We start from the raw sequence: 23,879 nt of genomic DNA, 5'->3' as shown, positions 1-23,879 counted from the left end.
GTTAATACGTCCCTGTAGGGCTTGGCTGCAGCCATCCCTGGCTGCAGACAGTTTTTGAAAGCGGCACAGCACCGGCTCTCAGTGTGCTTAAGCCTGCCGGTAGCCACTTCTCAAAACACGCCCGTTAATACGTCCCTGTAGGGCTTGGCTGCAGCCATCCCTGGCTGCAGACAGTTTTGAGAAGCGACCAGCGGCACGCTCTCAGAGTTTGGTGACGCCTGCCTAAAGCTTAAAGCAACGCCTGGTGTTGTGCCCGGCAAGCCAGGATTTGGCTGTTTTCAGCTCAAAAACAGTGTGAAAAATCCGCCAGTTCGGCCATTTTGCCGGCGGCCAGGCCGGAACCCATGGCATCCAGGGCCATGTCTACGCCCATTTTGGCGGTTGGTGCCAGACCGGCCACGTAGATGGCGGCGCCGGCGTTGAGGGCGATCATGTCGCGGGCTTTTTCGGCCATTTCGCCGTGGCCTCTTCCGAAGGCGGCTTTGATCAGGTTCAGGGACTCTTCGGCGGTATCCACCGACAAGCCCACCAGGCCCTGGCTTTTTACGCCCAGGTCTTCCGGGGTGATGTCGTATTCGGTGATTTCGCCGTTTTTCAGTTCTGCTACGTGGGTGGCGCTGGCCAGGCTGATTTCGTCGAGGCCGTCTTTGGAGGCCACCACCATAATGTGTTCGGCGCCGAGTGTTTTCAGCACTTCTGTCATGGGGCGGCACAGGGCGCGGCTGAATACGCCTACCAGTTGGCGTTTGACGCCCGCCGGGTTGGTCATGGGGCCGAGGATGTTGAACAGGGTGCGGCAGCCCATTTCCTTGCGTGGGCCAACGGCGTGTTTCATGGCGCCGTGGTGCGCCGGGGCGAACATGAAGCCGACGCCGATCTGCTCTACGCAGCGGGCCACTTGTTCCGGTGACAGGTTGAGGTTGATGCCGGCCTGTTCGATCAGGTCGGCGCTGCCACTTTTGGAGGAGACGGCGCGGTTGCCGTGCTTGGCAACGAAGCCGCCGGCGGCGGCAACCACGAAGGCGGAGGCGGAGGAGACGTTGAACAGGTTGGCGCCGTCGCCGCCGGTGCCGACGATGTCCACCAGGGGTTCGGCGTTTACAGTGACGCCGGAGACCAGTTCACGCATTACTTCCACGGCGCCGGTAATTTCTTCGACGGTTTCGCTTTTCAGGCGCAGGCCCATCAGCAGGGCGCCAATCTGGGCATCGGTGGCTTCGCCGTTCATCACGGTGCGCATCACCTGTTTCATTTCGTCCCGGGACATGTCGAGGTTTTCTGCCACCCGGCTCAGTGCGTCTTTCATGTTCATTGGTTGTGCCTTTTTATTGGGTTCGCAAGAAGTTGCGCAGTAGTTCGTGACCCTGTTCGCTCATGATGGATTCCGGGTGGAACTGCACGCCTTCCACGGCCAGGGTTTTGTGGCGCACGCCCATGATTTCTTCCACGCTGCCGTCGCTGTTGCGGGTCCAGGCGGTCATTTCCAGGCAGTCCGGCAGGCTGGCCTGTTCGATGGCCAGGCTGTGGTAGCGGGTGGCCTGTACCGGGTTGTTGAGGCCGCGGAAGACGCCGGTGCCCTGGTGAAATACCGGGGAGATCTTGCCGTGCATCACCCGCCCGGCGCGGACGATGTTGCCGCCGTACACCTGGCCGATGGCCTGGTGGCCGAGACAGACACCGAGGATGGGGATTTTGCCGGCAAAGTGGCGAATCACCTCCATGGACACCCCGGCTTCGTTGGGGGTGCAGGGGCCGGGGGAGATCACCAGCCGTTCCGGGTTAAGCGCTTCGATCTGCTCGACGGTGATTTCGTCGTTGCGGTGTACCTGCACCTCGGCACCCAGCTCGGCCAGGTACTGCACCACGTTGTAGGTGAAGGAGTCGTAGTTGTCGATCATTAGCAGCATGATGTGTCCCTCGCCTCAGTGGTCAAAGTCGTTGTAGGTCATGGCGACGGCGCGGAAGATGGCGCGGCCCTTGTTCATGGTTTCTTTCCACTCGAGGCGGGGCACGGAATCGGCGACGATGCCGGCGCCGGCCTGGATGTGCAGGGTGTTGTCCTTGATCACCGCGGTGCGGATGGCGATGGCGGTGTCCATGTTGCCGTTGAACGAGAGGTAGCCCACGGCGCCACCGTACACGCCGCGTTTGACCGGCTCCAGTTCGTCGATGATTTCCATGGCCCGGGTTTTCGGCGCGCCACTCAAGGTGCCGGCGGGCAGGGTGGCCTTGAGTACATCTAGGCAGCTGGTGCCGTCTTTTACCTGGCCGGTGACGTTGGACACTATGTGCATCACGTGGGAGTAGCGCTCTACCGCCATTTTCTCGGTGAGCTTGACGGTGCCGGTTTCCGATACCCGGCCGGCGTCGTTGCGGCCCAGGTCGATCAGCATCAGGTGTTCGGCGATTTCTTTCGGGTCGGCCAGCAGCTCGGCTTCCAGCGCCCGGTCTTCTGCCTCGGTGGCGCCGCGCTTGCGGGTGCCGGCGATGGGGCGCACGGTCACTTCCCGGTCTTCCATGCGCGCCAGGATTTCCGGTGATGAGCCAACAATGTGGAAGTCGTCGAGATTCAGAAAGTACATGTAGGGCGAAGGGTTCAGTACCCGAAGCGAGCGGTACAGGTTCAGCGGCGGGGCTTCAAAGGGGATCGACATGCGTTGGGAAATGACGGTTTGCATCACGTCGCCGTCCAGCACATAACTTTTGATTTTGTCGACTGCAGCCTCGAACTTTTCCTGGCTGAAACCGGGCACAAACTCGCTTTCATCCACCGTTTTGCCGCGCAGGTGTTCCGGTGTTTTCGGAGTGTTGGCGGTTTGCCGATGCAGTTTGTTTTCCAGTTCGTCAAGCCGCAACCGGGCTTGTTCGTAACCGTTTTTATCAGTCGGGTCTGTATGCACAATCAGGTGCAGCTTGCCGCGCAGGTTGTCGAACACTACCAGTTCATTAGAGACCATTAGCAGTATGTCGGGGGTGCCGATGCGATCTGGCGGGCAGCGGGCAGCCAGGCGTTTCTCGATGTAACGCACTGTGTCGTACCCGAAATAACCCACCAGGCCACCGTTGAAACGGGGCAACTCTTCCAGGTCAGGGGCATTAAAGCGCTCCTGGTAGCTGGCAACGAACGCCAGTGGGTCGTCAACCTCAGCACTCTCCACCAGCTCGCCATGCCGACGAATTTCTATGCGGTGGTCAAATACCTTAAGCACTTCTTGGCTGGGCAGGCCAATGATGGAGTAACGGCCCCATTTTTCACCGCCCTGTACAGATTCGAACAGATAAGAGTAAGGTCCGCTGGCGAGCTTGAGATAGATGCTCAGAGGAGTGTCCATGTCCGCAAGCACTTCGCGGTACACAGGAATACGATTGAAGCCAGCCTGCGCCAGCTTGTGGAATTGTTCGGAGGTCATGGTCGGGTTTCCTGAAATCTGATCTGCGTTCGAGCAGGCCTGCAAGGCGATGGTCGCCGGACCTGTCGGGTGGTGGCATCAAACGGGCAGGCGCTCGCTATCCGCCGGGCTGAGTTTTTCAGCCGGTACGCCATCGCCACCATCGTGTTGCGCGGGTAGTGAGCACGCCCCGCGCTGCAGTTGGATTCAGTCCCTGCACGGCAGGAATCTCCCGAATTAAATAGTTAAAAAGCTCAAGAAACTAGAGGTTACAAAAGCTCGCTCAGGGAATCAACCACAGCGTCGGCTCCGAGCGACTTTACCGAGTGGCCGAAGTTGTAACCATAGGTTACGGCTACACAGGGAATACCGGCTGCCCGAGCTGCATTTACGTCGGCCGCAGAGTCTCCCACCATCACGGTGGTGCCGCGGCTGCCACGAAGCGCTTCCATGGCGTGGAGCAATGGCGCCGGCTCCGGTTTTTTTGTGCTTAGAGTGTCGCCACCCACAATCAGTTGAAAATGATGCTCTATGCCCATTTGTTCAAGCAGGGGCGCCACAAATTGCTCCGGTTTGTTGGTCACCACGGCCATGGAGCAGCCGCGTTCGCTTAACAATTCAAGGCAGGTTTCAACGCCGGAGTAGACTGTTGAATGCCGGCCATTGAGCTGTCTGTAATTTTCGTACAATAACTTCAGGGCACTCTCGAACAAGGCGTCATCACTGGGCTTTGCGGGTTCCCAGTCGACTTTTCCGGCCAGCGCCCGTCGCATCAGTATGGGGGAACCATGACCCACCCATTGTCGCACCTGCTCAATGCCGGCAGGCTTACGGCCAATTTGCTCCAGGGTGCGATCAACCGCAGCCGCCAGGTCCGGTGCACTGTCTACCAGGGTGCCATCAAGGTCAAACAGCGCAACCCCCGGCCAACGAGCGTTAAACAATCCCGTCAGGCTCATTGGGTTGGCGCCTTGTAGCCTAACGTTGTGCGGGCCTGCTCCAGTTCCAGGCGCAGGCTGTCGATGGTGGCCTTGTAGTCGTCGGTGTTGAAAATAGCCGACCCGGCAACAAACGTATCGGCTCCGGCCTCGGCAATTTCGCGAATGTTATCGGCTTTTACACCACCATCAATTTCCAGGCGGATATCGTAGTTGCTGGCGTCAATGCGTTTACGGGCTTCGCGCAGTTTGTCCAGGGTGCCGGGAATAAATTTCTGGCCACCAAAGCCGGGGTTAACGGACATCATCAGCACCATGTCCAGCTTATCCATTACATGGTCCATGTAATGCAGTGGCGTGGCCGGGTTGAATACCAGACCCGCTTTGCAACCACCTTCGCGAATCAGCTGCAGGGAGCGATCAATATGCTGCGATGCCTCCGGGTGGAAGGTGATATAACTGGCGCCAGCGTCTATAAACATGCGAATCAGGTCGTCGACGGGCGACACCATCAGGTGTACATCGATGGGTGCAGTAACGCCGTGTCGGCGCAGAGCCTCGCAAACCATTGGCCCGATGGTCAGGTTGGGTACGTAGTGGTTATCCATAACGTCAAAATGCACCACGTCTGCGCCGGCGCTCAGAACGTTATCCACTTCTTCGCCCAAGCGGGCAAAATCAGCAGACAGAATAGATGGGGCAATCAGGTAAGGGTTCATGACGGCTCTCGCAAACAATTGGCAGACATTGATAGTAATGGGTTAGCCGCGAGCAAGGGCGGTAAATTTATCAGTAGCCCAACTGACAGCTCTTGCGGCAAACTGTAGAAGGCTGACAGTCTAACAGCACAACCGTGTGTTTTCGTAGCCGGAGGAACAGGAACTGTGCAGCAATTCAGAACAGCAAACCCGGGCGGCCACCGCACGGGAGCCTGCGGATGGCTGTTGGTTATTTTGGCCATCGCCGGTTTTCTGCCGGCACACGCTCAGAATAAAGGTGTTTCTGCAGAGTCTGCCCGGGTGACAGCGAGTGTTCCGCGGGGCGCTGTAATGTCTGGCCTGGATGAGCAGGCACTTGGCAAACGTTTTCCGGATGCGGCGCTGTGGCTTGATTTTGAGAATGGCACTCGCGCCCTGGCTTTGCTTTGGCCTGGGTATGAAGCGCCTGCCCGGGGTGGCGTGATTGTATTGGCAGATGAAGGCGGTAACGCGGAAGCAGGGTTAACAGGCGCTTTGGCCCGTGAGTTGGCACGCCGGAATCTTGCTGTGTTAACCCTTGGTTTGGCGTCACCTTCTCCCGCTCTTGAGAGGATTCTGGACCCGCCTGTTGCGGGCACGGATTTGCCGCACCTACCCGGTGATCAGAACCAGGGTGCGGCCACGTCTGCCACCATCGATGTGATGGCTTCGGCAAGCGGGAATGATCTGGAGGCCGTCTATCGCGAGCGTATCCGTGAGACACTCGTGGCCGGTGCATCGGCGCTGGGGGCACGTGGCCAGGAAGTTTTGGCTGTGGTGGGTATTGGCCGTGGGAGCAATCATGTGGTGGTAAATGCTGCGGAGCTGAGCGGGGCGCCAGCTATGGTCTGGATAAGCCCGACGTTCTATCCCGAAGACGCATCGAGACTGGCTGATAGGCTGGAAAAACACCCTGTGCCGCGCGTTCTTGCGCTTTCATCGTCGGATGAGCGCCGAGCCGGATTCATGCGGATAAAGGTGGAAGACTTTAGTCATCAGCGTGTGGGCCCTGGCGATTTGTCGACGCCAGGGCACGGCAAGGCGTTGGCTGGGCGAATTTCGGCTTGGCTCAAGCCAAAACAGCCGTAAAATCCCGGGTGCCTTAGCCTGGCTTGTGGTGCCGTCTGATGAGCTCCCAGGCTTTCTGGTAAACCAGCAGATATTCTTTGGCCCTTGCTCGCTCAGCCAGGTTAAGTTGCCGCTGCGCCAGTTTATCCGGGTGGTGCTCAGACACTTTTTTCCGATAGGTTCGTTTGATATCCGCAAGGGAGTCCCGCCGGGTTGCGCCGAATAGTGCGCAGGCCTGTTCGAGGTTTACAGGTGGTGCCGGTATGTCGTGTGGGACGACCCAGACTCTGACGGCGTAACTTTCAAAAATGTCTTCGCTAATGGTTACTGGAAGGCCAATTTGGTCAATGGCATCCTCGCATCGGTAAAGGCGGGGTTTTGCTGGCCTGCCCTTGAGCTGTGCTGCGTGGCAAAGGCAGAAGGCCACTTTCAGGGCCGGAGACGGCCTGGTGCCAAGGCTTAATCTGAGAGTGAGCCCGCTTAGTGGCGGCAAGGTGTCTGATATTTTGCCGCGCTGGAAGTTTTGTATAGCCTTGAGCCTCTGCCGTTTTGACAGTTTAAGTGCTGACATAAGGCTTTCGGCAAAGTTGATGTCCTGCTCGGATACCCGCCCCTCAGCTTTGGCTATGTAGCCCAGGAAGAAAAATAATGGGCGCCGGCACCATGAGGGAAGCCTTGCCTGACCGACCAGGGTGTGGGCTTTGTGGTCAGCGGCAGAAAGGCCGCGCAGGAGTTCTGAAAACCTCGCCTCCATTCGCGGTGGCAATGGTGGTTGTACGGTTTGGGTTGCCATAGCCCTATGGCTCCTGAACGGCCAGTTGCTGATCCAGCGCCCGCAGCCGCTCCGGCGTTCCAACATCAACCCAGCGGCCACTGTGGTATAACCCCGACACTCGACCTCTGGCCATAGCGGCCCTCAACACAGGTCCGAGTTTGCCGGCCTGATCCGTTAACCCCTCAAACAATCGGTGGTGCAGCAGGCTAATGCCGGTAAAGGTCAGTTTCTCGCCTTCTTTAATCGTGCAGCCTTCAGAGAGCATGCCGTCGTGGTTCAGGCAGAAATCACCGCTGCGGTGATGTGCAGGGTTGTCTGTCATCACCAGAACTGCATCGATTGCTGAGTCGTTACTGTTGGCCGGCGGCTGAAGCCGGGCCAGGTCAAAGTCTGTCCAGATATCACCGTTGATCACCATGAACCAGTCGCTTTCCGGGCACGAGAGCAAAGGCAGCGCACGGACAATGCCGCCGGCGGTCTCCAGGGGCTCGCCTTCACGGGAGTAATGCAGTGACAGACAAAATTGCTCGCCGTTGCCCAGGGTGTACTCAATCTGCTCCCCAAGCCATGCATGATTAATGACAACATCCCGGAAGCCGGCAAGGTAAAGGTGTTCCAACTGGTGCCCAATGAGCGGCTTGCCGCCTACACTGAGTAACGGTTTGGGGGTGGTAAGAGTAAGTGGTCGCATACGCTCACCTCGCCCTGCGGCAAGAATCATTGCTCTCACTGTGCCTGTTGCTCCTGGCCCGGAACCGGACCGATTAATTCTTCAATACGGGGCACGGCAACTGCCGTTAGCCAGTTATGGAAATGCCGCAAGGCTGGCTGCCGTTTGCTGGCGGTCAGCAAATATCCCACTGTACGGGGAATGTCCTGCAGGTAGCGTGGCTTGTTGTCCCGCATGGCTAACCTTGCAAAAATTCCGGCGGCTTTGAGGTGGCGCTGCATACCCATCAGCTCAAACCACTGCCGAAACGTGTCCCGGTCAGCCCGGTGCAGACCAGCCTCCAGGGTTTGCCCCCGGAACACCTCTAACCACTCGCAAATCTGCTCCTCAGGCCATTGAATGTAACAGTCTTTCAGCAGTGACACAGCATCGTAGGTCACAGGCCCTGTGACAGCGTCCTGAAAATCGATAACGCCGGGGCGGCTGCTTTGCTCCAGTACCAGCAGGTTTCGGGAGTGGTAATCCCTGTGCACAGTTACGCGGGGTTGGGCCAGGGCGCTCTCACGAAGTAATGCGAAGGTGGTGTCCAGCATGGATTTTTCAATATTATCCAGCTCCAACCCCAGATAGCCTTCCAGCAACCAGTCCCGAAACAGCGCCATTTCGCGGTTGAGCAGCGCGGTGTCGTAGGCGGGCAAAGGGCCGTCCGGAGATGTGGGTAGTTGCTGGATAAGCACAAGTTCGTTCAGTGCGCGTTGGTAAAGTGTATTGGCGGTATCAGGGCTCAGTTGGTTGAGCATTAGCTGATCGCCGAAGTCTTCCAGTAGTAAAAAACCTCGCACAGGGTCGGCTTCATAAACCTTCGGGACCTTTATCCCTGCTTTATGCCAGTGTCTGCCAATCGTGACAAACGGCCCGCAGTCCTCCTGCTCTGTAGGCGAGTCCATAACAATGAACGGCTGGGCATTGCTGTCATCGCCGGCTTGCCTGAACACACGAAAGTAGCGCCGAAAACTGGCATCGCCAGACACGGGGTAGGCTTCGGCATATTTAAAGCCGGGAAACTGTCTGACCCAGGTGGTCAGCATTTGCAGGCGGTGATCCATAGCTCGGAGGCTTATCCTTAAGTGTGGTGAGTGAGCTTAGAGCGAAAGTTAGTACAGGAGTATAAAGAGGGCAAAGCTGTTTTGCAGTGGAGTTTGGCTGATAGGGCTCCATTTTCGTTAACAAGCTTCGGGGGCCTGTGTAAACTAGGCCGCTATTATGTGTGTTTGTGCCGCGTGGCGCTATCCACAATCCTTTATTCATCCGGAACAGGAACCTTGCTACCGTGCCAATGTCCGACCGCTACCTGCAGGCGCAAAAAGGCACAGCGCATCGCCAGTTTGCGAACCTGCTTGTCGGGTTTGCCCTGATCTCAGTAGCGGGTACTTCTGTTGCCGAAGAGGCGCCATCTGCAGCCGAGCTGGATTGGCGACCCAAAAGCCAGCTTCCGGAGTCGGCCAGGAGTTCGCTGCCGGCATTCTGCGCAGGTGGGTATTTGCCCTCTGCCGGCGGGAATGGTGGCACAGATATTTTTGGTGAGGACACTAACGGTGCAGGCGAGGCTGTTCCCCTTCAGGTCAGTGGTTTGAATGCCCGCTATGAAATAGATCACGAGCTGTATCTTGAAGGCGATGTCCGGCTACGCCAGGGTGGTTTTCGGGTGACCGGCTCTGAAGCACGCTACAATCAGCGCAATGGCCAGGTGGCTATTCAAGGGCCCCTGGTAAGCCGGGGTGACGGTTTTTTATTAACCGGGGAGCGGGCGGACTACAGTGTTGATTCCGGGCATCTTGATATCAATACAGCGACCTTTCTGCTGCATGGCCCTGAAATGCGGGGCAGTGCCAGCAGCCTTTCGCGAGTGGCGTCGGGCACTGTAAATATCCGCGACGGCATGCTTACCACCTGTGGCCCGCAGCAGAATGACTGGGCGATTGTGGCGTCTGACATTGAGCTGGATCAGGCGGAGGGTTTCGGAACCGCGAAGCATGTTCGCCTCGAAGTTCTCGATGTTCCGGTGTTTTATTGGCCTTATGCCAGCTTTCCCATTGACGATCGCCGCAAAACAGGCTTTCTTTACCCACAGTTCGGATCGTCCAGCGCCGGCAGTGGTGCCTTTTTCGCAGTGCCTTATTACCTGAACCTGGCTCCCCATTACGATGCCACGATTACGCCGCAATATATTCACGGTCGTGGCTTGTTTAATGAAGTGGAAGGCCGGTACCTCAGTCCCTGGGGGGAAACCACGCTGCAAGTGGGCTATATCGACAATGATTCAGCCTATTCCGACGAGAATCCTGATGAGTCCGGCAAGCGGTGGGCGCTGGATGCAACTACCCGTGCTGCCCTGGGGGCAGGCTGGACGGGTTACGGCGATTTTTCCGTGGTCAGCGATGAAGACTACATCAGTGATCTGAACCGCAGCCTCGAAATTAATCAGGCCACGCACCTGCAACGTAAAGGCGGCGTGAGGTATCAGGATACAAACCAGTATTTCGACCTGTATGTGAATGACTACCAAACGGTCAGCGAACGTATTGCACAGGTCAATAAACCCTACGCGCAGTTGCCGGAGGCTATTTATGCGGGAACCGCCGAGGCTGGCTGGCTTGAAGCGAACGTCGAGGGCCAGTATACCTGGTTTTATCGGGACAATAACTCGTTAACCGGGCTGGATAAAGCCAACGGCCAGCGCTTTCGCGCGCGCCCTGAACTGGCTCTGCCAATGCGCGCTCTGTGGGGCTTTAGCCGACCCTCGATAAGCCTTGATTACACCCGTTATGAACTGGACGATTACAGTGCCGGAGATGGCCGGTTCGACCGCACTGTTCCTGTGGTAGAGTGGGACAACGGCTTGTATTTCGATCGCCAGTCGAGCCTGTTCGATGTGCCTTACAATCAGACTCTCGAGCCCCGGCTTTATTACGCCTGGGCCGATGCTGACGCAGATCAGAATGACATTCCTGCGTTTGATACAGCCCTGCAGACCTTTCGGTTCGAGCAGTTGTTCCGGCCGGATCGCTTTGTGGGTGGCGACCGGGTGGGTGATGCGAACCAATTAACCGTGGCCCTGACCAGCCGGTTCAATGATCTGGTAACCGGTGCCGAGCGTGCCCGCTTCAGTATTGGTCAGGTTCAGTATTTCGAGGATCGCGAGGTGACGCTGTTTGGCGCCGGCGGCGGTACTCGCAGCCGCTCACCGTTGGCAGCGGAAGTGGTGCTCAACCCCCTGAAGAATTTGCAAATCCGGTCTTCCGGGCTGTGGGATCCGGATACCGGTGATACTCAAGAGGGCCGCAGCCAGTTGGTTTTCCACACCGAGGATTACCGGTATCTTGCAAGCGTTGGTCATACTTACAGCAAAGACGAGCTGGAACAGTCGGATATTGCGGCGGTTATCCCGGCAACAGACCATGTTAGTCTGATCGGCCGCTGGGTGTACGACTCGGATCTGGATCGCACCGTAGGCTCCCTTGCCGGTATTGAATACAACAACTGCTGCTGGAGCGTTCAGGTGGTTCACCAGAATTACCTGACCGACGACCGGGAGTTAGACAGCCGTCTGCTATTCCAGGTACAGCTCAAGGGACTGGGTGGTAGCGGCGGTTCTTCAACGTCGATGTCAGAGGCGATTTACGGGTTTGATGAGCGCGAGCGGCGCCGCTTTGGAGCCCCTGATCGAAACCCCTGACGGCAACCGTGCCATTCCGGTACCCTGAACGCAGGCTAATATTTTCATGACAGAGGTGATTATGAAGGCGACGATTCGCCAAGGTTTACAAACACTGCTGATGCTGTTGGCAGTGGCGCTTTCCTTTTCAGCCCAGGCAGAGCGCAAGCTACTCGATCAGGTGGTGGCCATTGTGGACAACGACGTGGTTCTGCAGACCGAGTTGGACGCAAGAATTAACACCATCACCGGGCGTCTCAAAGCCCAGGGCACCGGCCTGCCACCGCGTCGCCTTCTTGAGGAGCGGGTTCTGGAGCAGTTGATTACCGAATCTGTTCAGCTACAGATGGCCGACAAAATGGGTATGCGCATCAGCGACAACGAGCTGAACGAAACTCTGGCTAATATTGCCGATCGTAATGGTATGAGCTTGTCTGAGTTTGAAGATCAGCTGGCTACTGAGGGCGTAAGCTACCGCCAAGCCAGGGAGCAAATTCGCCAGGAAATGATCACCGGTCGGGTGCAGCAGCGCCAGGTAGGTAACCGCGTTCGGGTAACGGACCGGGAAGTGGAAAACTACCTGCAGGCGCTCGGGACCGACGGCGGCAACGATGCGGAATACCGACTGGCCTATATTTTCATTGAACTGGATAACCCGAACGATGAGGCGTCGGTGGATGCGACCCGTGAAAAAGCAGAAGCACTCCGCGAAAGTATTTTGAATGGTCGCGACTTCCGGGAAGTGGCCGTTGCTGAATCCGATGCCAGCAATGCCCTTGAGGGCGGCGACATGGGTTGGCGCAGTGAGCGCCAATTGCCCTCACTGGTTGCGCCGGTTGTGCCAGCGCTGGAAGTTGGCAAACCGTCGAAAGTATTGGAGAACAACAGCGGGTTCCATTTGGTGATGGTGATGGAAAAGCGTGGAGGTTCCCAGAAGCAGGTCATCCAGCAGAACAGGGTACGCCATATTCTGATACGCCCCTCTGAAGCCATGACAGATGCCGAGGCCGAAGCGAGTATCCGAGACCTTTACCAGCAGATTCAGGACGGCGCCGATTTTGCCGTGATTGCCCGTGAATTTTCCGACGACCCGGTATCCGGTTCTGATGGCGGTAATCTTGGCTGGGTAAGCCCCGGCCAAATGGTCCCCGGCTTTGAGCAGGCCATGAACGAGGCTGCTGTGGGCGAGATTAAAGGGCCATTCCGTTCCCAGTTTGGCTGGCATATCCTGCAGGTTGAAGAGCGCAGGCAGAAGGATGTCAGTGGTGACGTAAAGAAAGCCGAGGCGCGCCAGGCCATTTACCAACGTAAATTCGAGACTGAACTACAGAACTGGCTCCGGGAAATCCGTGATGAAGCCTTTGTGGAGTTCAAGGGTGACTACGCAGACGAACATGCAGACGACGAGTCCGGCAACGGGCAGGACACTGAAGCATAATGAGTGATAACACTGTTCTGGCTCTGACCGCCGGTGAGCCAGCAGGCATAGGCCCTGAGCTGTGCTTGCAGTTGGCCGCGAAACAGCGTGATGCCGGTCTGGTTATTATCGCCAGCCAGCCAATGTTGAACGAAAGAGCCAAGCAGCTTGGCCTTGACGTTACGCTGTACCCCTGGCTACCAGGTACTGAGCCCCATACGGCTGCCGGAAAGCTATCGGTGCTGCACGTTGAAGGCTGTGCGTCGTTCAGTCCAGGCAAGCTGGATACGGCCAATAGTGCTTATGTGTTGGAAACTCTAACCCGGGCCGCCCAGGGCTGCTTGGCAGGGGACTTTGGTGGCATGGTTACGGCGCCGGTTCATAAGGGCGTGATCAACGAAGCGGGCATTGAATTCAGCGGACATACCGAATTTCTGCAGCAGCTTTGCGGTGTGGAGCGGGTGGTGATGATGCTGGCCACAGAAACATTGCGAGTCGCATTGGTAACGACTCACTTACCCCTCAAGGAGGTGCCCGCCGCAATTACACCAGAGCGCCTGACCCAGGTCGCCACGATTCTCAATGCTGACCTGAAGACGTTTTTCGGCATTAGGCAGCCAAGAATTCTGGTGGCTGGACTGAACCCCCATGCAGGTGAGAGCGGCCACCTGGGCCGGGAAGAAATGGAAGTGATTGAGCCAACCCTTGAGAAGCTCCGAGCCAATGGTTTGCAGTTAACCGGACCACTACCCGCCGATACCCTGTTTACGCCACACTGGCTCGACGATGCGGATGCTGCACTTGCCATGTATCACGACCAGGGGCTGCCGGTTCTCAAGTTTCAGGGTTTTGGTCGCGCGGTAAACATCACTCTTGGTTTGCCCATTGTGCGCACCTCGGTGGATCATGGCACGGCTCTTGATCTTGCAGGTACCGGCAAGGCCAATGCGGGCAGCCTGCACACTGCCATTCGAGTGGCAGAGCAAATGGCTCGGTCCCTCAAGTCTGCTAATCGCAAAACCCTCAATTGAGAGAAACCTGAGTGAGTAAAAAAGCCGGCCACCAGGCCAGGAAACGTTTCGGGCAGAACTTCCTCCACGACCCGGGTGTGATCGAGCGCATAATTCGCGCCATTCACCCCAGGCCGGACGACACCATTGTAGAAATCGGCCCCGGCCTTGGTGCCATTACGGAGGAAATACTGTCCGTTAATGCCAGGCTTCAGGTGGTGGAGCTGGATCGCGATCTGATTCCCGTATTGCGCACCAAGTTCTTCAATTATCCGGAATTCCGTATTCATGAAGCCGATGCGCTGACGTTTGATTTCAGTCAGATCGCCGGTGAAAAGCCGCTGCGTATTATCGGCAACCTGCCTTATAATATTTCTACGCCGTTGATATTTCACTTGTTGTCGCAAGCTGGCGTGGTGCAAGACATGCACTTTATGCTGCAAAAGGAAGTGGTGCAGCGGATGGCTGCAGTCTCTGGTGACAACAACTATGGTCGGCTGGGTATTATGACCCAGTACTTCTGCAAGGTTCAGCCGTTGTTTGAGGTGGGCCCGGGTGCTTTCCGGCCGGCTCCGAAAGTGGATTCTGCTATTGTGCGGTTGGTGCCCCATGCGGAACTGCCACACCCGGCGAAGGATTTCACTACGCTGCAAGACGTGGTGAGAACGGCGTTCAACGCTCGCCGGAAAACTCTACGCAAAGCACTGGGCAATCTGGTGACGGTTGAGCAGCTTCAGGCGTTGGGCATCAACGATGGCCTGCGGCCCGAAAACCTCAGCCTGGCAGATTATGTCAGTATTGCGGATATGCTTGCCGCTGAAAAAGGCGTCGAGAAGGATAGCGAAGGTATTAGCGAGGACAACAATGACTGATTACGCCATAGGCGATATTCAGGGCTGTTACGATCCTTTGAAAGCCGTTCTGGCCAAGGTGGATTTTTCCCCGTCACGGGACAGGTTATGGGTGGCCGGTGATCTGATTAATCGGGGGCCGGCATCCCTGAAAACCCTGCGCTACATTGAAAGCCTGGGCGAGGCGGCTGTGGTGGTTCTGGGTAACCATGATCTGCATTTTCTGGCTGTGGCTCTGGGTGGTCACGGGCTGAAGCGTAAGGATACCCTCGAAGACATACTGAATGCCCCCGATTGCCACAAGCTGGTGAACTGGCTACGGCAACAGCACCTGTGCGTGCACGACTCCGAGCGTAATCTGATGATGGCCCACGCGGGGGTGCCACATATCTGGAGTATTGAACAGGCGCTGGCCTATGCCCGGGAAGTGGAAGAGGTGATTCGCGGAGATCAGGCTGGTGAATATTTTTCCCTGATGTACGGCAATAAACCAGAAGGTTGGAATGACCGCTTCACCGGTATGGATCGCTGGCGGGCCATCACCAACTATTTCACGCGGATGCGCTTTATCGCTAATGACGGCAGGCTTGAGCTCACCGCCAAGGAATCCGCGGGTACGGCACCTGAGGGATTTGCTCCTTGGTTCGAGTTCTCCCGTACTGATAACCTGCGAGTGATATTCGGACATTGGGCGGCACTTGAAGGCAGAACAGGTATTGAGCGATTCGTTGGTCTGGATACCGGCTGTGTTTGGGGAGGTGCGCTCACCATGATGAACCTGGACACCGCAGAGAAAATCCGCTGTGGCTGTTGAATGTGAAGATATGTCTGCTGCCGGTGTGATGCGCTTACCCATTATGGTCGGCGCCTTTTTTGCCCTGACCGCCGTAATGGCAGGGGCGTTTGGTGCCCACGGCCTGCGCAGCCTGGTGAGCGATCGCAGCCTGGAGGTGTTTCAGACGGCGGTGACCTACCAGATGTATCATGCCATTGCGCTGGTGCTGATTACGCTGCTGTCTGGCTATGGTCTTTCAAAACGTTTGCTGGGATTGTCTGCCGGTTTTTTTGTTATAGGCATTGGGTTATTCAGTGGCAGCCTGTATACACTGGTACTTACCGATATAAGCTGGGTGGGCCCAATTACGCCCGTGGGCGGCTTATGCTTTATGATTGGCTGGACACTATTGTTGGCGGCTGGCGCGCGCCGGCCACCGCATAAAAACAGAGGTTAAAATGCTATGCAGGTTCAGGTAAATGGTGAAGTCATGGAGCTTCCCGCCGGGGCCACGGTTGCGGCCCTGGTGGAAAAAATGGCCCTCACAGGCAAGCGGCTGGCGGTAGAAATTAACGAAGACATAGTGCCTCGCAGCCAGCACCCGGAGTTCGCCCTCAGTGACGGCGACCGGGTTGAGGTGGTGCACGCCATTGGCGGTGGCTGAAGACGGTCTGATCAGCAAAAGTCTGGCCGGTAGCGCTTTACACCAAGCCTGCTCATTATTGCAAACGCATTCATTATCACGTTCTATCAACCGGAAGTATCATGACCGAGAAACCCGAGATCCAGTTACCCGAAGACAAACCTCTTGAAATTGCGGGCCGCACTTATCAGTCGCGTTTGCTCGTGGGCACGGGCAAGTACCACGATCTGATGGAAACCGGCCACGCGGTTGAAATGAGCGGTGCCGAAATTGTGACAGTGGCGGTTCGCCGTACCAATCTGGGACAAAATCCCGATGAGCCCAACCTGTTGGACGTGATTTCCCCGGATAGCTATACCATCCTGCCCAACACGGCCGGCTGTTTTACCGCTAAAGACGCTGTTCGCACCTGCAAGCTTGCCCGGGAGCTGCTCGACGGTCGCGATCTGGTTAAGCTGGAAGTGCTGGGCGAAGACAGAACCCTTTATCCAAACATGCTTGAAACGCTCACAGCCGCAGAAGAGTTAGTGAGAGATGGCTTCAAGGTTATGGTGTACTGCTCTGACGACCCTTTGCTGGCCATGCGCCTTGAGGAAATGGGATGCATCGCCATCATGCCGCTGGGCGCTCCGATTGGCTCTGGCCTGGGCATTCAAAACCGCTACAACATTAGGCAGATTATTGAAAACGCCAACGTGCCTGTACTGGTCGATGCCGGTGTGGGCACGGCATCCGATGCCACTATCGCCATGGAAATGGGCTGTGATGGCGTGCTGATGAACAGTGCTATCGCCCACGCGAAAGACCCGATCCGAATGGCTAATGCCATGCGCCTGGCCATTGAAGCTGGCCGCGAATCGTACCTCGCAGGCCGGATGCCCAAGAAGCTATACGGGAGTGCGTCGTCGCCACTTGATGGCACCTTCTTCTGATAAAGAGCGTTGCAGTATTGCTATGACTGACCAGAAACCCAGCCGTAGAGAGGCCATTCTCCACGCTCTTGTACAACTCCTGGAAACTGATCCGGGAGCCCGAATCACCACCTCCGTTTTAGCCAGGTCTGTGGGTGTGACAGAGGCGGCGCTCTACCGCCACTTCCCCAGCAAGCGGAAGATGTTTGAGGCGCTTCTGGAATTTGCAGAAGAGGCTGTGTTCTCGCGTTGCCAGGTTATCCTGCAAGAGCAGGAAGACGCGCGCGTTCGCTTGCAGCAGCTAATGCACCTGGTTCTGGTGTTCGCCGAGCGCAACCCGGGCTTGTGTTGCGTCCTCACGGCGGACGCATTGATGGGAGAGAATGACGCGTTACGCAAGCGCGCCTCCCAGTTCTTTGAGCGCCTGGAGACCCAGGTACGGCAAATTCTGAAGGAAGGAGAAATCCGTCAGGGATTGCGGCCCCGCACCAGTGCAACCCGGGGTGCCGATTTTGTCCTGGTATACATGGAAGGCCGGATTCAGCGATTTATCCGCTCCTCTTTTCACCGATTGCCTGCAACCGATTTTGACGAGAGCTGGGCGCTGCTTTCCGAAATTATCTGGGGCTGATCACAGTTCAGCGAACAGCTATCACACCAAGGGCTTGTGCAAGCTCTATCATTGGCGCCGGGTAAAGTCCCAGCAGTATCACCAATCCCGATATGCCAAGCACCACCAGGCCACCAGCCCGCATGCCCCAGTCATTGGAAGCATCGCGACGACGCATCCCCGGCTGAGCGAGAAACAGTGTGATCGTAACTCGCAAGTAGTAATACAGCCCGATAGCGCTGCCCAGGAGAATGCCCGATACCAGCCACCAGCGTTCGGCTTCAACACCCAGGGCAATGAGATAAAATTTACCGATAAAGCCGACCGTCGCCGGAATGCCTGCCAGCGACAGCATGGCCAGGGTAAGCACAGCCGTCAGGTAGGGCCGCCGCCAGAACAAACCACGATAGTAATGCAGCGCTGCTGCGTCTTCGCCGCCAGCGGTGCTGGATATCAGGATGACCACGCCAAACGCGGCCAGGGTAGCCAGCACATAGGTGATCAGATACACACCGCCGGTTTCTGCTGCCAAGCCGTCGGCGACAACCAGTACAATCAGTAAGTAACCGAAGTGAGCAATCGATGAATAGCCGAGGATGCGCTTAAGGTTGGATTGGGTCAGTGCCAATATGTTGCCCACCAGCATGCTGGCCATCGCCAGCCAGGTAAGCACCGAGCGCAGCCAGTCACCTTGCAAGGCCGGCACCGACAACATCAGCCGCATGAGTAGCGCAAACACCGCCACCTTGCTGGCCGTGGCAAGGAAGGCTGTTGCTGGCCCCGGACCACCCTCATAAACGTCTGGCGTCCATAGGTGAAAAGGTACTACCGAGAGTTTAAATGCCAGCCCTACCACCATCATCGCAATGCCAGCCAGCCCCCAGACATCGGCGCTCTGATCCAGATTGGCCATCAAGACACCGATCCGTAATTCACCGGTTTGGCTATAGAGCAAGGCCATACCAAACAGTAAAAAAGCACTGGCGGCGGCGGAGAGGATCAGGTATTTGATGCCAGCCTCAAGAGACCGATCCTCATGAAACGCATAGGCCAGCATGCCGTAAAGCGGCATGGATAATAGCTCCAGGCCGATGAACAGGCTGGCCAGATGCTGGCTTGCCGCCAATACCAGTCCCCCGGCAGCCGCACACAGCAACAACACATAGAACTCCTCGCGGGCGCCGTGAAAAGACTCGAGGTAAGCGTGCGAAAGGATCGCGCAAGCCAGTGTTGAGCCGAGGATCATCAACCCGGCAAGTAGTGCGAGGCCATCAAAATCCAGCAGTGGCGTGTGTACAGGAATGACCTGCCAGGTAAACGCCTGGGCAATCAGGGCCAGCACCAGCCCCAAAACAGTGGCGGCAACCGTTACCGCGTGTTCGCGGCGCCAGGCAATGCCAAGCATCACCGCAATGGCCGTGGCGGCCACCAAAATCAATGGCAGGTAGGCGAGCATCTCGGCAAAAGGCATCAGGGGGCCTCCGGTGTCAGCGTAAGAGCGGGAGGCTCGAACAGCCGCTGTACTTCGCTCATGGCAAATTCGGTAGTATCAATCAGCGGCTGAGGGTATAAACCCAGCCACAGTAGCAGCGCCACTATACTTAACATCATGGCGAACTCGCGGGTATCCAGCCCCCTCAAGGGTGTTTCTTCCCGCGGCGGGCCATAGTGCACACGCTGCATCAGGATCAGCGAATAGACTGCTGCTAACACCAGCCCGAAGCTGGCGAGCACCACCACCCAGGGCGCCGTGGCAAAGGTGCCGAACAGCACCATGAATTCGCCCACGAAATTGGCGGTAACGGGTATGCCCAGCGAAGCAGCGATAAAGAACAGCCAGAACCCCGGCAAGCTGCCCAGGCGTCCCCACAATCCGCCCATTTTGCCCAGCTCACGGGTGCCCAGGCGTTCGTACAATTGGCCACTGAGGATAAACAGCCCGGCGGCGGAAAAAGCGTGGGCCAGCATCAGTATCACCACACCCTGCAACGCCAGTTCAGAGCCGGAATAAATACCGATCAACACAAAGCCCATGTGGGCAATACTGGTATAGGCAATGAAGCGCTTAACGTTCTGTTGCCCGCAGGCGAGTACGGCGCCGTAGTAAATACCCAAAAGCCCAAGCCCCATGGCGATGGGAGCGAACGCTTGTGATGCCTCTGGAAACAGTGGCAAGGCAAAGCGCATCATGCCGTAAGCTGCGGTTTTAAGAAGTATCCCTGCCAGGTCAACACTGCCAGCGGTTGGCGCCTGTGCGTGGGCATCCGGCAGCCAGCCGTGCAGCGGCACAACGGGGAGTTTGACCGCGAAGGCGATGAAGAAGCCCAGCATCAGCCAGCTGGAAAGCGTGGGCGATACCGTTGTGTCCAGCAGCACCTGGTAGCTGAATGAGTATTCACCGGTGCTGGCGTGGTGGGCAAACACCAAACCAAGAATGGAGACCAGCATCAGCAACCCGCTGGCCTGGGTATAGATAAAGAACTTGGTGGCCGCGCCTATACGTGTCTGGCCCTTCGAATCGCTATGCCCCCACAAGGCAATCAGGAAGTACATGGGCACCAACATCAGTTCCCAAAAGAAGAAGAACAGGAACAGGTCGATAGCCAGAAACACGCCAATAACGCCGGCCAGAATCCACAGCAGGTTAAGGTGAAAGAAACCAATCCGATGGACGATTTCATTCCACGAGCACAGTACCGCCAACACGCCGAGAAAACTGGTCAGCCCGATCAGCACCAGCGACAGCCCGTCCATGGCCAGGTGAAAACTGATGCCGAAGCGGTCTATCCAGGTCGCCTGGTATTCCAGCGCCCACCGGGTTTCTGTGCCGTCCAGCGCTGGCAAGTGGAAATTGAGCTGTGCCCACAACCACAGCGAGACCAGCAGCTCGACCAACATGGTGACCAGCGCCACCCAGCGCGTGAGCTTGTCGCCAAACCGTTCTATCTGCCAGCACAGGAGACCGCCAATGAGAGGGATCACGATTAACCACACCAGTATCATAATCGGTACGCCTCCTGTTATCAGAGTGTCAGCGCCAGGCTGAGCAGAATCAGTGTGGCCCCGACCACCATGGTAGCGGCATAGCCCCGCAGCTTGCCGGTTTGGGTTCGGGACAGTCCAAGGTGCAGGGCGTGCACAGCCTGGGCAACCAAACGGAAGAAGGCATCAAACAGATCGCCCCGCATGATGCGCACCAGGCCGCGATAAGGTCGCACCAATAGCCAGTCGAAAACAACGTCGAAGCCCCAGGCAAGGTTCCACCAGACCCATAACCCTGCACCTATGCCCCTGTGGGTGACGTCTGCCAGCCAATCACGCCTGAAAATAAACAGCCAGCCTCCCAGACCGATACCAATCAGTGCCGTGGCCGATGCGATCAGCTCAAGCACGGTGTGCCCCGCCTCGACACCCTCGCCGGGGCTGACTGGCAACACGCCGCCCAGGGGCGGCACAATCCAGGCCCCCAGAAAAGTGGAGAGCACGGCCAGAACCACCAAAGGCAGGCCATGGGCCAAGCCTCGCCCGGCCCTGGCGTTGCGGGCGTTATCGCTCTTCATCTCGCCATGGAAGACGCCAATGACCAGGCGCACGGTGTACAGCGAGGTAAGCAACGCCCCGGCCAGACCGGCAATCAACAGCCCTTGCTGATCCGCTGCGAAGGCCTGCCAGAGAATCTCGTCTTTGCTGTAGAAGCCTGCGGTAACCAACGGCAAAGCGACCAGTGCCGCGCCACCAACTACAAAGCCCAGATAGGCCAGGGGCAGCTTGCGCCATAAGCCGCCCAGGCGGCTCATGTCCTGCTCGTGATGGCAACTGATGATCACCGCCCCGGCAGAGAGGAACAGCAATGCCTTGAAGAACGCATGAACCATCAGGTGGAAGATCGCGGCATCAAACGCGCCCACTCCCAGAGCCAGAAACATATAACCAATCTGGCTCATGGTGGAGTAGGCCAATACCCGCTTGATGTCGGTCTGTGCCAGGGCGGCAAAACCCGCCATTAGTAGTGTGAGAGCGCCGACCAGTCCCGTGAGGTAGAGTGCCGCAGGTGCCAGCTCAAATATCCCGTGCATGCGCGCAATCAGATACACCCCTGCAGTGACCATGGTTGCGGCGTGAATTAAAGCCGATACCGGCGTGGGGCCGGCCATAGCGTCGGCAAGCCAGGTGTGCAGCGGTAATTGGGCAGATTTACCCACGGCGCCGCCCAGTAGCAGCAAGGCCGCCAGTTCCACCGTGGCATCTCCCGCTTGCCACATCTGCGGCGCCAGAGTAAGGATTTCGGCAATGTTCAAGGTGTCGAGCTTGACGAATAGCAAAAACATACCTATGGCCAGGAACACGTCACCAATGCGAGTGATGATAAAAGCCTTGAACCCGGCCCAGCCGTTGGCGCTGTTCTGGTAGTAATAACCGATCAGCAGATAGCTACACATACCAACCCCTTCCCACCCCAGAAATAGCAGTAACAGGTTGTCGCCCAGCACCAGAAGCAACATGCTGAACACAAACAGGTTCATGTAGGTGAAAAATCGCGTGACGCCGTCATCGCCGCGCATGTACCAGGCGGCAAATAAATGAATAAGAAACCCCACGCCGGTGATAATGCCGAGCATGGTCAACGATAGCCCGTCCAGTGCTAACCCGATGGTTGGCTGAAATTCTCCCACCGATATCCAGGTCCATAGGGTAACGAGTTGCGGCTCGCCAGCGTTGATCGGCTCACTGATAAAATCCAGTGTCAGTAATGCTGTGACCAGCGCCGCGAGCCCAACACTGCCCACACCGATTAACGCACTGGTGCGATAACCCCATTTGCCGCGAGAGAACGCCAGGATCAGTGTTCCCGCCAGCGGCAGCAGAAACGTCAGTGGCAGTAATAGCGCCGTTGAGGGCAGTAACGTCATCATGTCCATCATCCACGCATCCTGCTGACTGCATCGATATCCAGAGACTTGAAGCGCCGGTGTAATTGAATCAGCAACGCCAGGCCAACGCTGGCCTCCGCCGCGGCCAGGGTGATCACCAGCAAAAACATCACCTGGCCTTCCGGCTGTTGCCAGCCTGAACCGGCCACTATAAAGGCCAGCCCGGCTGCGTTGAGCATGATTTCAAGACTCATCAGTATGAAGATCATGTTGCGCCGGAACATCAGCCCCGCCAGTCCCAGCGCGAACAAAATGGCCGCCAGCACCAGGCCGTGTTCCATAGGTACGCCATTCATGACGCCTCCTTGCCTGTTTTTGAGTGGTCGGAACCTGCCCCCGACAAACGTTGACGTCCGACATGTGAGGCGGTGACCAGCGCTGCCAACAGCAGCAAGGCGCTCAGTTCCACGACCAGTAACCAGGGGCCAAACAGAATTGTGCCGGCCTTCTTGGCGCTCAGCGCCTCGCCTTCGCCCTGAAGTAGCATGCCCGCATCACCACGCCACAGCATGTCGATTAATGTCAGCAGCAGGATGCCCGCGAGCAGCGATGGCCCAAGCCAGGCGCGTGGCTGCAGCCAAAGGCGCTCCTGAGCGACCGTTGCCTGGCCCAGGTTGAGCATCATCACCACAAACACGAACAGCACCATGATTGCACCCGCGTAAACGATGATTTCCAGTGCGCCGGCGAAAGATGCACCCAGGGCAAAGAACACCATGGCTACCGCCAGCAGCGACATTACCAGGTACAACACACCATGCACCGGATTGGTATTGCTGATAACGCCCAGAGTTGCCAATACTGCCACCAGGCCGCTCAGGTAAAATGCATATTCCATCTGTCTCTCCTTCCCCCCGCACTGTCTTTTCAGCCAAATAGTGCCAATATTTCGGCGTCAGGGAAGTAGCGAGGTGACGTTGATCGGCTCTTCTTCCGCGACACTCTTGCCCTTGTCTTTGCCAGCGATCGCCATGCCCGCCACTTTGTAGAAATTGTAGTTGTGATCTTTGCCCGGGCCATTGATCAGCAGGTCTTCTTTTTCGTATACCAGTTCCTGGCGGTTGTATTCGCCCATCTCGAAATCTGGTGTCAGCTGGATTGCCGAGGTTGGGCAGGCCTCTTCACACATGCCGCAAAAAATACAACGTGAGAAATTGATGCGAAAAAACTCCGGGTACCAGCGGCCGTCTTCCTGCTCGCCCTTTTGCAGAGAAATACAATCCACCGGACAAGCCACGGCGCACAGGTTGCAAGCCACGCAGCGCTCCTCGCCGTCTGGATCACGGGTTAGCACAATGCGTCCGCGGTAGCGTGGCGACAAATACACCTCTTCTTCGGGGTAGTTGAGGGTTTCGCGCTTGCGAAAGCCGTGCATAAACACCATGCCCAGGGTGCGCAATTGCGACCAGGTACCTTTTAATAGCCCTTTGTACATAGCA

The 23,879-nt window shown here is 57.1% G+C and carries 24 protein-coding genes; 10 read left to right on the top strand and 14 right to left on the bottom strand.

Annotation, left to right across the window (positions count from 1 at the left end; genetic code table 11):
• Window positions 1–283: 283 nt before the first annotated feature.
• The 5 genes from trpD to rpe all read right to left on the bottom strand — a co-directional run bounded on the left by trpD (window position 284) and on the right by rpe (window position 5,046).
• A complete protein-coding gene (trpD, locus tag ACTHYN_RS01555; protein WP_441810723.1) occupies window positions 284–1,312 on the bottom strand; it encodes an anthranilate phosphoribosyltransferase in 1,029 nt (342 codons plus the stop codon).
• Between the two features lie 13 nt (window positions 1,313–1,325).
• Window positions 1,326–1,907: an anthranilate synthase component II gene (locus ACTHYN_RS01550; protein WP_441810722.1), complete on the bottom strand. Its 582-nt coding sequence runs from the start codon at window positions 1,905–1,907 to the stop codon at window positions 1,326–1,328.
• 15 nt (window positions 1,908–1,922) lie between these two features.
• Complete coding sequence (gene trpE / locus ACTHYN_RS01545; protein WP_441810721.1) at window positions 1,923–3,410, bottom strand: anthranilate synthase component I; 1,488 nt, start codon at window positions 3,408–3,410, stop codon at window positions 1,923–1,925.
• A gap of 248 nt (window positions 3,411–3,658) precedes the next feature.
• Window positions 3,659–4,348: a phosphoglycolate phosphatase gene (locus ACTHYN_RS01540; RefSeq protein WP_441810720.1), complete on the bottom strand. Its 690-nt coding sequence runs from the start codon at window positions 4,346–4,348 to the stop codon at window positions 3,659–3,661.
• Complete coding sequence (gene rpe / locus ACTHYN_RS01535; RefSeq protein WP_441810719.1) at window positions 4,345–5,046, bottom strand: ribulose-phosphate 3-epimerase; 702 nt, start codon at window positions 5,044–5,046, stop codon at window positions 4,345–4,347. Before rpe ends, ACTHYN_RS01540 begins: the two co-directional genes overlap by 4 nt.
• Window positions 5,047–5,211: 165 nt before the next feature.
• On the opposite strand from rpe, the gene ACTHYN_RS01530 reads away from it, so the two are divergent.
• Window positions 5,212–6,153: a hypothetical protein gene (locus ACTHYN_RS01530; protein WP_441810718.1), complete on the top strand. Its 942-nt coding sequence runs from the start codon at window positions 5,212–5,214 to the stop codon at window positions 6,151–6,153.
• A gap of 13 nt (window positions 6,154–6,166) precedes the next feature.
• Here ACTHYN_RS01530 and ACTHYN_RS01525 read toward each other — a convergent pair whose 3' ends face one another.
• From ACTHYN_RS01525 to ACTHYN_RS01515, 3 genes are read right to left on the bottom strand one after another with little or no spacing between them, the layout of a single operon-like run.
• On the bottom strand, window positions 6,167–6,925 hold the full coding sequence (locus ACTHYN_RS01525; RefSeq protein WP_441810717.1) for a molecular chaperone DjlA: 759 nt from the start codon (window positions 6,923–6,925) through the stop codon (window positions 6,167–6,169).
• 4 nt (window positions 6,926–6,929) lie between these two features.
• Entirely contained in the window at window positions 6,930–7,637 is a 708-nt protein-coding gene (gene murU, locus ACTHYN_RS01520) for an N-acetylmuramate alpha-1-phosphate uridylyltransferase MurU (RefSeq protein ID WP_441810716.1), read from the bottom strand.
• Entirely contained in the window at window positions 7,634–8,683 is a 1,050-nt protein-coding gene (locus ACTHYN_RS01515; RefSeq protein WP_441810715.1) for an aminoglycoside phosphotransferase family protein, read from the bottom strand. The genes murU and ACTHYN_RS01515 overlap by 4 nt, the downstream gene beginning before the upstream one ends.
• 230 nt (window positions 8,684–8,913) lie before the next feature.
• On the opposite strand from ACTHYN_RS01515, the gene ACTHYN_RS01510 reads away from it, so the two are divergent.
• The 9 genes from ACTHYN_RS01510 to slmA all read left to right on the top strand — a co-directional run bounded on the left by ACTHYN_RS01510 (window position 8,914) and on the right by slmA (window position 17,530).
• Window positions 8,914–11,313, top strand: coding sequence for an LPS-assembly protein LptD (locus ACTHYN_RS01510; protein WP_441810736.1), 2,400 nt, complete (start codon window positions 8,914–8,916; stop codon window positions 11,311–11,313).
• A 61-nt stretch (window positions 11,314–11,374) separates the two neighbouring features.
• Entirely contained in the window at window positions 11,375–12,730 is a 1,356-nt protein-coding gene (locus ACTHYN_RS01505) for a peptidylprolyl isomerase (protein WP_441810735.1), read from the top strand.
• Entirely contained in the window at window positions 12,730–13,740 is a 1,011-nt protein-coding gene (gene pdxA, locus ACTHYN_RS01500) for a 4-hydroxythreonine-4-phosphate dehydrogenase PdxA (RefSeq protein ID WP_441810714.1), read from the top strand. The genes ACTHYN_RS01505 and pdxA overlap by 1 nt, the downstream gene beginning before the upstream one ends.
• A gap of 11 nt (window positions 13,741–13,751) precedes the next feature.
• Entirely contained in the window at window positions 13,752–14,591 is an 840-nt protein-coding gene (rsmA, locus tag ACTHYN_RS01495; protein ID WP_441810713.1) for a 16S rRNA (adenine(1518)-N(6)/adenine(1519)-N(6))-dimethyltransferase RsmA, read from the top strand.
• Window positions 14,584–15,384: a symmetrical bis(5'-nucleosyl)-tetraphosphatase gene (locus ACTHYN_RS01490; RefSeq protein ID WP_441810712.1), complete on the top strand. Its 801-nt coding sequence runs from the start codon at window positions 14,584–14,586 to the stop codon at window positions 15,382–15,384. Before rsmA ends, ACTHYN_RS01490 begins: the two co-directional genes overlap by 8 nt.
• A gap of 43 nt (window positions 15,385–15,427) precedes the next feature.
• Window positions 15,428–15,802, top strand: coding sequence for a DUF423 domain-containing protein (locus ACTHYN_RS01485; RefSeq protein ID WP_441810734.1), 375 nt, complete (start codon window positions 15,428–15,430; stop codon window positions 15,800–15,802).
• A gap of 6 nt (window positions 15,803–15,808) precedes the next feature.
• Window positions 15,809–16,009, top strand: a complete 201-nt coding sequence (gene thiS, locus ACTHYN_RS01480; protein WP_441810711.1) for a sulfur carrier protein ThiS — start codon at window positions 15,809–15,811, stop codon at window positions 16,007–16,009.
• Between the two features lie 101 nt (window positions 16,010–16,110).
• Entirely contained in the window at window positions 16,111–16,920 is an 810-nt protein-coding gene (locus tag ACTHYN_RS01475; RefSeq protein WP_441810710.1) for a thiazole synthase, read from the top strand.
• 22 nt (window positions 16,921–16,942) lie between these two features.
• A complete protein-coding gene (slmA, locus tag ACTHYN_RS01470; RefSeq protein ID WP_441810709.1) occupies window positions 16,943–17,530 on the top strand; it encodes a nucleoid occlusion factor SlmA in 588 nt (195 codons plus the stop codon).
• A 7-nt stretch (window positions 17,531–17,537) separates the two neighbouring features.
• Here the strand turns inward: slmA and nuoN are convergent, their stop codons facing one another.
• Genes nuoN through nuoI form a run of 6 tightly spaced genes read right to left on the bottom strand, consistent with a single transcriptional unit; the run spans window position 17,538 to window position 23,875 of the window.
• Entirely contained in the window at window positions 17,538–18,980 is a 1,443-nt protein-coding gene (nuoN, locus tag ACTHYN_RS01465; protein WP_441810708.1) for an NADH-quinone oxidoreductase subunit NuoN, read from the bottom strand.
• Entirely contained in the window at window positions 18,980–20,512 is a 1,533-nt protein-coding gene (nuoM, locus tag ACTHYN_RS01460) for an NADH-quinone oxidoreductase subunit M (protein ID WP_441810707.1), read from the bottom strand. Before nuoM ends, nuoN begins: the two co-directional genes overlap by 1 nt.
• A gap of 20 nt (window positions 20,513–20,532) precedes the next feature.
• A complete protein-coding gene (gene nuoL / locus ACTHYN_RS01455) occupies window positions 20,533–22,428 on the bottom strand; it encodes an NADH-quinone oxidoreductase subunit L (protein WP_441810733.1) in 1,896 nt (631 codons plus the stop codon).
• A complete protein-coding gene (gene nuoK, locus ACTHYN_RS01450) occupies window positions 22,428–22,736 on the bottom strand; it encodes an NADH-quinone oxidoreductase subunit NuoK (protein ID WP_441810706.1) in 309 nt (102 codons plus the stop codon). Before nuoK ends, nuoL begins: the two co-directional genes overlap by 1 nt.
• Complete coding sequence (nuoJ, locus tag ACTHYN_RS01445) at window positions 22,733–23,278, bottom strand: NADH-quinone oxidoreductase subunit J (protein WP_441810705.1); 546 nt, start codon at window positions 23,276–23,278, stop codon at window positions 22,733–22,735. The genes nuoK and nuoJ overlap by 4 nt, the downstream gene beginning before the upstream one ends.
• 57 nt (window positions 23,279–23,335) lie before the next feature.
• Window positions 23,336–23,875, bottom strand: a complete 540-nt coding sequence (nuoI, locus tag ACTHYN_RS01440) for an NADH-quinone oxidoreductase subunit NuoI (protein ID WP_441810704.1) — start codon at window positions 23,873–23,875, stop codon at window positions 23,336–23,338.
• Window positions 23,876–23,879 lie beyond the last annotated feature (4 nt).

This window comes from Marinobacter sp., assembly GCF_052091845.1.
GTDB lineage: Bacteria > Pseudomonadota > Gammaproteobacteria > Pseudomonadales > Oleiphilaceae > Marinobacter.
This window is presented reverse-complemented; position numbering and strand designations above follow the sequence as displayed.

Bases quoted from the DNA above. Each gene is read 5' to 3' on its own strand.
- nuoL (WP_441810733.1), bottom strand. From the start codon at position 22,428: ATGGACATGATGACGTTACTGCCCTCAACGGCGCTATTACTGCCACTG.
- nuoM (WP_441810707.1), bottom strand. From the start codon at position 20,512: ATGATACTGGTGTGGTTAATCGTGATCCCTCTCATTGGCGGTCTCCTG.
- pdxA (WP_441810714.1), top strand. From the start codon at position 12,730: ATGAGTGATAACACTGTTCTGGCTCTGACCGCCGGTGAGCCAGCAGGC.
- trpE (WP_441810721.1), bottom strand. From the start codon at position 3,410: ATGACCTCCGAACAATTCCACAAGCTGGCGCAGGCTGGCTTCAATCGT.
- thiS (WP_441810711.1), top strand. From the start codon at position 15,809: ATGCAGGTTCAGGTAAATGGTGAAGTCATGGAGCTTCCCGCCGGGGCC.
- ACTHYN_RS01525 (WP_441810717.1), bottom strand. From the start codon at position 6,925: ATGGCAACCCAAACCGTACAACCACCATTGCCACCGCGAATGGAGGCG.
- ACTHYN_RS01505 (WP_441810735.1), top strand. From the start codon at position 11,375: ATGAAGGCGACGATTCGCCAAGGTTTACAAACACTGCTGATGCTGTTG.
- nuoK (WP_441810706.1), bottom strand. From the start codon at position 22,736: ATGAATGGCGTACCTATGGAACACGGCCTGGTGCTGGCGGCCATTTTG.
- ACTHYN_RS01540 (WP_441810720.1), bottom strand. From the start codon at position 4,348: ATGAGCCTGACGGGATTGTTTAACGCTCGTTGGCCGGGGGTTGCGCTG.
- nuoN (WP_441810708.1), bottom strand. From the start codon at position 18,980: ATGCCTTTTGCCGAGATGCTCGCCTACCTGCCATTGATTTTGGTGGCC.
- ACTHYN_RS01485 (WP_441810734.1), top strand. From the start codon at position 15,428: ATGGTCGGCGCCTTTTTTGCCCTGACCGCCGTAATGGCAGGGGCGTTT.
- ACTHYN_RS01515 (WP_441810715.1), bottom strand. From the start codon at position 8,683: ATGGATCACCGCCTGCAAATGCTGACCACCTGGGTCAGACAGTTTCCC.
- rpe (WP_441810719.1), bottom strand. From the start codon at position 5,046: ATGAACCCTTACCTGATTGCCCCATCTATTCTGTCTGCTGATTTTGCC.
- nuoJ (WP_441810705.1), bottom strand. From the start codon at position 23,278: ATGGAATATGCATTTTACCTGAGCGGCCTGGTGGCAGTATTGGCAACT.
- ACTHYN_RS01490 (WP_441810712.1), top strand. From the start codon at position 14,584: ATGACTGATTACGCCATAGGCGATATTCAGGGCTGTTACGATCCTTTG.
- trpD (WP_441810723.1), bottom strand. From the start codon at position 1,312: ATGAACATGAAAGACGCACTGAGCCGGGTGGCAGAAAACCTCGACATG.
- ACTHYN_RS01475 (WP_441810710.1), top strand. From the start codon at position 16,111: ATGACCGAGAAACCCGAGATCCAGTTACCCGAAGACAAACCTCTTGAA.
- slmA (WP_441810709.1), top strand. From the start codon at position 16,943: ATGACTGACCAGAAACCCAGCCGTAGAGAGGCCATTCTCCACGCTCTT.
- ACTHYN_RS01510 (WP_441810736.1), top strand. From the start codon at position 8,914: ATGTCCGACCGCTACCTGCAGGCGCAAAAAGGCACAGCGCATCGCCAG.
- nuoI (WP_441810704.1), bottom strand. From the start codon at position 23,875: ATGTACAAAGGGCTATTAAAAGGTACCTGGTCGCAATTGCGCACCCTG.
- ACTHYN_RS01550 (WP_441810722.1), bottom strand. From the start codon at position 1,907: ATGCTGCTAATGATCGACAACTACGACTCCTTCACCTACAACGTGGTG.